7 protein-coding genes are annotated in these 7,536 nt (G+C 69.2%); 1 reads left to right on the top strand and 6 read right to left on the bottom strand.

Translation table 11 applies throughout. The annotated features are described in order from the left end of the window. The 3 genes from KD1_RS14130 to KD1_RS14120 form a co-directional block, all read right to left on the bottom strand. Positions 1-479, bottom strand: a 479-nt coding sequence (locus tag KD1_RS14130) for a GNAT family N-acetyltransferase (RefSeq protein WP_502690825.1), incomplete at its 3' end; no start/stop codon positions are given. Continuing rightward, complete coding sequence (locus KD1_RS14125; protein ID WP_068402979.1) at positions 476-1,693, bottom strand: aromatic ring-hydroxylating oxygenase subunit alpha; 1,218 nt, start codon at positions 1,691-1,693, stop codon at positions 476-478. The genes KD1_RS14125 and KD1_RS14130, both read right to left, overlap by 4 nt. A 10-nt stretch (positions 1,694-1,703) precedes the next feature. Further along, positions 1,704-3,218, bottom strand: coding sequence for a class I adenylate-forming enzyme family protein (locus KD1_RS14120; protein ID WP_068402977.1), 1,515 nt, complete (start codon positions 3,216-3,218; stop codon positions 1,704-1,706). 136 nt (positions 3,219-3,354) lie between these two features. Between KD1_RS14120 and KD1_RS14115 the strand changes: the two genes are divergently transcribed. Continuing rightward, on the top strand, positions 3,355-5,337 hold the full coding sequence (locus tag KD1_RS14115; protein WP_068402975.1) for an acetoacetate--CoA ligase: 1,983 nt from the start codon (positions 3,355-3,357) through the stop codon (positions 5,335-5,337). A gap of 134 nt (positions 5,338-5,471) precedes the next feature. Here KD1_RS14115 and KD1_RS14110 read toward each other — a convergent pair whose 3' ends face one another. From KD1_RS14110 to KD1_RS14100, 3 genes are all read right to left on the bottom strand, one after another. Beyond that, positions 5,472-6,323, bottom strand: coding sequence for an alpha/beta fold hydrolase (locus tag KD1_RS14110; protein ID WP_068402971.1), 852 nt, complete (start codon positions 6,321-6,323; stop codon positions 5,472-5,474). After that, on the bottom strand, positions 6,320-6,859 hold the full coding sequence (locus KD1_RS14105; RefSeq protein ID WP_068402969.1) for a glutathione peroxidase: 540 nt from the start codon (positions 6,857-6,859) through the stop codon (positions 6,320-6,322). Before KD1_RS14105 ends, KD1_RS14110 begins: the two co-directional genes overlap by 4 nt. A 79-nt stretch (positions 6,860-6,938) precedes the next feature. After that, positions 6,939-7,536, bottom strand: a 598-nt coding sequence (locus tag KD1_RS14100) for an LrgB family protein (RefSeq protein WP_157073373.1), incomplete at its 5' end; no start/stop codon positions are given.

The raw sequence follows: 7,536 nt of genomic DNA, 5'->3' as shown, positions 1-7,536 counted from the left end.
CCGCCAATGAGACGGATCGTGCGGAACACGCCATGCGCCATGGCCGCGCCGAAGCGTTGGGCCATGCGGTCAGCGGCCGGGTGCGCGCCGTGCGCCCAGGCCCGCAGCGTGCGCAGTCCGGGCACGGCGGCCCAACCGTCGGGCTGCTCGTCGAGCAATTCGGCCAACAGCGTCGCGATGCCATGCGAGCGAAACTCCGGTCGCACGACGAGTTGTGCGTCGCCGATCCCGTCGTGGGTGTCGAGGCGCAGGTAGGCGACCACGGGCACGTCGGGCAGCGCATCGAGCGCGGAACTGCCCCGCTGGCCGGCTGCGGCGATGGTGACGAGCAGGTGCCTGACGGCACCGCGGCCGGGCGCGGCGGGGGTGGCCGTCGAGAACCCGGCCTCCTCGTCCTCCGCGACCGCGACCGCGACGAGCTCCTCGACGTGCCCGAGTTCAGTGGCGTCGAGTTGCTCGCGCCAGAGGTATCCGATCATGCCGAGTCGGCTCCGGGGACGAGGTCCTTGAGCAGCCGGCGGAACACCTGGTTGCCGACCTCGTTGCGCCCCAGGACCATCGAACCGGCGTCCGCGCTGGCCATGGCCACCTGCGAGTCGCGCAGGACCGGGAAGTCCTCACCGTGGAGCACGGCGAGCAGGATCTCCCAGTTCTTGTCCCAGAGGTAGTCCCAGCGTTCCTGGGTGATCCCGGCCTTCTCGGCGGACGGCACGATCAGGCGCATCTCCATGACCGACTGGCCCGCGTTCTCGTGGTGCGGGCGGAAGGTCAGCAGCTGGAAGTGATCCGGCTGGCGCAGCAACGTGCTGTTCGGGCCGAGGAAGTGCGTCTCGGTGACGTCGGCGCCCAGGCTCTGCTCGCCCGGGTCCTCCTCGAGCCACTTGTCGATGCTCTTGCGCGGCGCGACGAACCGGCAGTGCCGGCCGAAGTCCTCCAGGGCCATGACGTTGGTGTGCACGTACTTGGCCGCGGTGTTCGGGTGGGCGTACTGGATGTGGTACCCGTCCAGGAAGGCGTCCTGCATGAGCTTCCAGTTGGACGGCTCGGTGAAGCCCTCCGACTTCACGCACGTCAGGTCGCCCAGGTCATAACCGGCGAGGATGCCGTCCATCTCCGGGCCGAGCCAGTCGGCGACGTCGATCGACGCTCCGGCGCGGTCGACGACCCAGATGAACCCGTGCCGTTCCTCGCACGGCAGCTCGATCAGGCCGCGCTCGCTGGTGTCGACGTCACCGACGGTCGTATCGCGCGTGATGGTGCGCAGGCTGCCGTCGATGTCGTACGACCAGCGGTGGTACGGGCAGGAGAAGAGCCGACGCTTGCCGCACGGGTCCTTCTCGAGCAGCGCACCGCGGTGCCGGCAGTGGTTGACGAGCGCCTTGACGCTGCCGTCCTTCTGGCGGGTGACGATGATCGTGTTGCGCGGCATGCGCACGGTGACGAAGTCGTAGGTGTTGGCGACCTCGGAGGAGTGCGCCACGATCGTCGGCACGCGGCCGAAGATCTCGTCGCGCTCGCGGCGCGCCACCTCATCGCTGGTGAACTCGTCGGCCGTGAAGTACTCGACGTCATCGAAGCGGTCAGTGGTGTCGTTGCGCAGGTGTTCCAGCGCGCGTCGGATCCGGGTCTCGCGGTCGACCAGGCCGAGGGTCGAGTTGTCGACCTGCTCGCCGGTCAGGTTGTCGGTGGTCATGGTGTCCTCCTCAACGGACCTTGCGGTGGGTGACGACCAGGTCCTGGTATTCCTCGCGGATCTGGGTCTTGCTGAGCTTGCCGTTGGGCAGTCGCGGCAGCGGGGTGTCGCGCAGCACGACGTAGCGCGGGATCTTGAAGTCGGCCAGGACGCCGGAGATCTGCTCGATGACCGACTCCTCGGTCAATCCCTCGCCGTGGATGATCGCCGCCGGGGTCTCGCCGAACTTCTCGTCCGGCGCGGCGATGACCGCGACCTCGGTGACGCCCTTGATGTCGGCCAGTGCCTGCTCGAGTTCGACCGGCGAGACGTTGATGCCGCCGGTGATGATGAGGTCCTTGAGACGGTCGACGAACCGGATGCGGCCGTCGGCGTCGGTGGCGCCGAGATCGCCGGTGTGCAGCCACCCGCCGCGGAAGACGTCGGCGTTGATCTCGGGCGAGTTCCAGTAGCCCGGCGTGACGCCCGGGCCCTGGATGACCAGTTCACCGTTCTCGTTCGGGTCGGCGTCGGTGCCGTCGGCGCGCACGACCTTGACGTCGGTGAAGATGCCACCGGTGCCACAGCTGTCCGGGTGCTCGCGGAACTCGTGCACCGCGGTGGCCGTGGCGATACCGCCGGCCTCGGTCATGCCGTAGATCTGACGCAGCGCGACATCCTTGGCCGCCCAGGCCTCGAGCAGGGCGACGTTCACGGCCGCCCCGCCGACCACGGCGGAGGTCAGCGACGACAGGTCGGCGTCGGCGAACTCCGGCGCGGCGGCGAGCGCCTGGTAGACGAGCGGCACACCGAAGATCGCCTCGACCTGGTGCTCCTCGATGAGCTTCACGGCGCGCGAGGGCACGATCTGCTTCTCGACGATGAGGGTGCCACCGAGCACGGTGGTCATCATCACACCCCACACCAGACCCGGGGTGAACGCCATCGGCAGCAGGAGGATCGCGGTGTTGCGGCGGTGGAATCCCTCCTCGACGAGGGTGGCCTCGAAGACGATGCCCATGAGCTGGCGGTTGGTGAGGATGACGCCCTTGGAGCGGCCCGTCGAACCCGAGGTGAAGATGATGGAGATCGGGTCGTCCTCACCGGGGTCGACGCGGAAGGTGTCGCCGGCGCCCTCGCGCAGCCCCACGATCGTGGCGAAGTCGATGACCTGCAGCGGCTCCCCCAGCTCGCCGGCCTCCCGCACGTCCGGGACCACGGCGTCGTCGGCGATCACCGTGGTCGCACCGGCGTCGTCGAGCACCTTGCGCATCTCGGTGGGCGTGAAGCGCGGGTTGAGCGGCACGAGGATCGCGCCGGCCTTGATGACACCGAGGGCGGCGGCGGGCCACGGCACGCTGTTCGGCGCGCTCAGAGCCACGCGGTCGCCGTCGGCCACGCCGTGGTCGCGCAGGTGACGGGCAATGCGGCTGGACCAGTGCTCGAGGGTGGCGTAGTCGAGGGTGTCGTCGTCGAAGACGAACGCGGCGGTCTCGGGGGTGTTGGTGGCCCACCAGGCCAGGGCAGAACCGATCGTTGCGCTCACAGGCATGCTCCTTCGCATCGGGGTACCCGGGTATGGCGTCCCGGACCGCATTAATCTATGGATCATAGATTACTTGATTCTTCGCCTGCGACGTCGTCGATGTCAAGGCCTTCGGGCCAGGTGGTTGAATGCCGTCATGAGTGCCCAACGACGTGATCCCACTCCGCTGTGGTCCCCCTCGCCCGACTATCTGCGGTCGGCCAACATCACCCGCTTCAGTGAGTTCGCCGCGCCGCGCGCCGGCCGCGACCTGTCCGACTACGCCGCCCTGTGGCAGTGGTCGGTCGACGACCTCGCGGGGTTCTGGAGCGCGGTCTGGGACTGGTTCGGCCTGGACCGCCTCTCGTCGTACGAACAGGTGCTCACGACCGAGCAGATGCCCGGCGCGCAGTGGTTCACCGGGGCCTCGCTGAACTACGCCGAGTACCTCCTCGCCCAGGGCGCGGACGACGAGGTCGCCATCCTCGGGATCGACGAGGCCGGCCCGGGTGAGACCCTGACCCGCGCCGAACTGCGGCGTCGCGTGGCCGCGCTGGCGGCACACCTCTCCGGGCGCGGCATCGGCCCCGGTGACGTCGTCGCCGGGTACCTGCCCAACACCCCCGAGGCGGTGATCGCGTTCCTCGCGACCGCCTCGCTCGGAGCCACGTGGACCTCGGTGGGTCAGGACTACGCCGCCTCCGCCGTCGTCGACCGCTTCGGCCAACTGCGTCCCCGCCTGCTCATCACCGCCGACGGCTACCGCTTCGGCGGCCGCGAACACGGGCGCATCGAGTCGATCCAGCAGATCGAGGCCGGTCTGTCCCCCGAGCTCGGCGTCATCCTCCACTCCCGTCTGGGCCAAGCCGGAGCGCCGTCGGGCTGGGTCGACTGGGACGACGCCCTACGCGTCGCACCGGGCGAGGCCGAACCGACCCTGACGTTCACCCGAGTGCCCTTCGACCACCCGCTGTGGGTGCTCTTCTCGTCGGGCACCACGGGCATCCCCAAGGGTCTGGTGCACGGTCATGGCGGGGTGCTGATCGAGTTGCTCAAGACGTTCAGCCTGCAGTCCAACGTCGGTCCGGGCGATCGGCTCATGTGGTACACCTCGCCGAGTTGGGTCATGTGGAACCTGCAGGCCACGACGCTGGCCACCGGCGCGAGCATCGTCTGCTACGACGGCGCTCCGACCTACCCCGACGCGTCGGCCCTGTGGCGCATCGCCGCCGATCTGTCGGTCACCTTCCTGGGCATCAGCCCGGGCTATCTCCAGGCCTCGATGTCGGCGGGTTTCCGCCCGTCCGTCGAGGTCGACCTGAGTGCGCTGCGGGCCATGGGCAGCACCGGCTCGCCCCTGGCGCCGGAGGTCCACGCCTGGGCGACGCGCGAGATCGGCGACAAACCGGTGTGGTCGATGAGCGGTGGCACGGACATCGCCAGCGGCTTCGTCGGCGGCAGCCCGAACGTGCCGGTGTGGGCCGGCGAACTGTCGGCTCGCGGTCTCGGAGTCGCACTCGAGGCCTGGGATCAGGACGGCCGGCCGGTCGTCGGTCTGGTCGGCGAAATGGTCATCACCACACCGATGCCGAGCATGCCGGTGCGGCTGTGGAACGACCCGACCGGATCACGGTTGACCGAGGCGTACTTCTCGACGTTCCCGGGCGTGTGGCGTCAGGGCGACTGGGTCACCCTCACCGAGCGCGGCAGCGTCGTCATCCACGGCCGATCCGACTCGACGCTCAACCGCAACGGAGTGCGGATGGGCAGCGCCGACATCTACGCGGCGGTCGACACCGTGCCCGAGGTGCTCGAGGCCCTGGTCATCGGGGCGGAGCAGGAGGACGGGTCGTACTGGATGCCCCTGTTCGTCGTCCTGCGCGAGGGCGTCGAGCTGACCCCCGAGCTGACCTCGACCATCACCACCGCCATCCGCACGCTCGCCTCACCGCGGCACGTGCCCGACGAGGTGGTCCGGGTCAGCGGCGTGCCGCACACCAAGACCGGCAAGAAGCTGGAGGTGCCGGTCAAGCGGCTCCTGCAGGGCCACGCCCTCGAGGACGTCGCGAATCCGGCGACCGTCGACGAGCCCGCCCTGCTCGACGAGTACGTGGCCATCGCCGACCGCCACCGCAGCTGACACACACCCCTGTTGCGTGATGAGGCACACCCCCGCCGAGTGATGAGGCACACCCCGCCGAGTGATGGTTTCGGGCCGCCTCCCGTCCCGGGAGGCGGCCCGAAACCATCACTCGGCGGGTGGGGAAGCGGGTCTCAGGCGAGCTCGTCCAGGAAGGTGATGAGCTGCGCTCCGAAGACCGAGTTGTCGTCACCGGCGATCATGTGACCGGCCTTGGGCACGACCACCTCCTGCGCACTCGGCAGGACGTCGAGCAGCGCCTGTACACCACCGACGCTGACGACATCGGACTCCCCGCCGCGCACGACCAGCGTCGGCACCGTCACCTGCGCGGCCGCGGCGATGAACCGCTGCTCGCGCAGGGCACGGCTCGGCTCGTCACCGAAGTCGAGGAACGCCGGGTCCCAGTGCCAGTGCCAACGCCCGTCCTCGTGCAGCCGGACATTCTTCTTTAGACCCTCGAGGTTGGTCGGGCGGGGGCGGTGCGGGTTGTACGACGCCACCGCATCGGCCACCTCCTCCAGCGTGGCGAAACCGTCGGGGTGGCTGGTCATGAACGTCTGGATCCGCTGCGATCCCTCCGGCTCGATACGCGGCACCACGTCGACGAGCACCATGCCTCGGGCGGGAACGCGCCCCTCGCCCACGGCGAGCAGCGCCGACAGACCACCCATCGACGCTCCGATGAGCACCGGCTTCTGGCCGAGCTGGTCGACCAGGGTCGCAATGTCCCCGACGAACGCGTCCATCGAGTAGTCACCGTCATCGGCCCACTCCGAGTCCCCGTGTCCCCGAGCATCAAGGTTGACCGTGGTCCAGCCGTGCTCGGCCAACGTGACCGCCGTGCGACGCCACGAGTGCCGGGTCTGACCGCCGCCGTGGAGCAGCAGGGCCACGCCCGTCTCGTCGGCCGCCGGGTACTTGTCGCCCCGAATCCGTACTCCGCCGCTGGTGAACTCGATCGGGTCGGCGCTCGGGGAGGTCATGCCAGGGCCGCGTCGAGGTCGGCCGCGATCTCTTCCGGGGTCACCCACGGCTCGTAGCGGCGGATGACCTGACCGTCCCGACCGACGAGGAACTTCGTGAAGTTCCACTTGATCGCGTCGGTGCCGATCCACTCCGGGTACTGCGAGGAGATGAGGTCGTAGAAGCGCTGGTTCGACTCCGGGGTGAGCTCCCCCGCGTCCGCGGCCCGCAGCTCGACATACAGCGGATCGGCATCCGGACCGTTGACGTCGATCTTCCCGAACACCGGGAACGTGACGTTGTAGGTGACCTGGCAGAACTGCTGGATCTCGTCGTTCGTGCCCGGCTCCTGACCCTTGAACTGGTTGCAGGGGAAGCCCAGAACCTGCAGGCCCTTGTCACCGAAATCGTCCTGCAACTGCTGCAGGCCCTCATACTGCGGCGTCAGGCCGCACTTGCTGGCGACGTTGACGATGAGCAGCACCTGCCCGGCGTAGTCGGACAGGGACACGGTGGCGCCATCGGCAGCGGTCACCTTGTGGTCATGGACGGACATGGATCCTCCTGGGTGCAACGGGCCGACCGCGTGCCGGCCCTGATCGTGCGATCGATTCTCTGCGCAGGCTAGCCGCTGATCAGCGCAGCAGGAACAACATGACCGGGAGCAACACCGACGTGGCCACTCCGGACAGGGCCATGGCCAGCGCCGCGAATGCCCCGATGAGCGGGCCCTCCTGCAGCGCCCGGGCCGTCCCGATGCCGTGCGAGGAGACCCCGATCGCCAGCCCCTGCAACTGCGGATCCCGCACCCGGACCAACCCGAGCAGCCACGGCCCGAACGCCGCCCCGATGACGCCGGTGAGGACCGTGAACACGGCCGTCAACTCGGCGATCCCACCCGCCTGCGCCGACAGCGCGATCGAGATCGGGGTCGTCGCCGACTTCGGTGCCATGGTCAACGCGAGCTCCTCCGTGCCGCCGAGCATCCGCACCGACACCACCGCGCCGATGATCGCCGCGGCGGCCCCGCAGATCACCCCGACCACGATGGGCAGGGCCAGGCGACGGATCGCCGGCCACGCCCGGTGTAGCGGCACGGCCAGCGCCACGGTGGCGGGGCCGAGGACGAACGAGAGGTAGGCGCCGCCACGCATGTAGGTGGCGTAGTCGATCCGGCCGGCCCACAGCACGAGACCGATGATCGCCATGGCCACCATGACCGGGGTTAGGAGC

Source organism: Kribbia dieselivorans NBRC 106261 (assembly GCF_001552435.1).
Lineage (GTDB): Bacteria > Actinomycetota > Actinomycetes > Actinomycetales > Dermatophilaceae > Kribbia > Kribbia dieselivorans.
This window is presented reverse-complemented; position numbering and strand designations above follow the sequence as displayed.

Bases quoted from the DNA above. Each gene is read 5' to 3' on its own strand.
- KD1_RS14115 (WP_068402975.1), top strand. From the start codon at position 3,355: ATGAGTGCCCAACGACGTGATCCCACTCCGCTGTGGTCCCCCTCGCCC.
- KD1_RS14125 (WP_068402979.1), bottom strand. From the start codon at position 1,693: ATGACCACCGACAACCTGACCGGCGAGCAGGTCGACAACTCGACCCTC.
- KD1_RS14110 (WP_068402971.1), bottom strand. From the start codon at position 6,323: ATGACCTCCCCGAGCGCCGACCCGATCGAGTTCACCAGCGGCGGAGTA.
- KD1_RS14105 (WP_068402969.1), bottom strand. From the start codon at position 6,859: ATGTCCGTCCATGACCACAAGGTGACCGCTGCCGATGGCGCCACCGTG.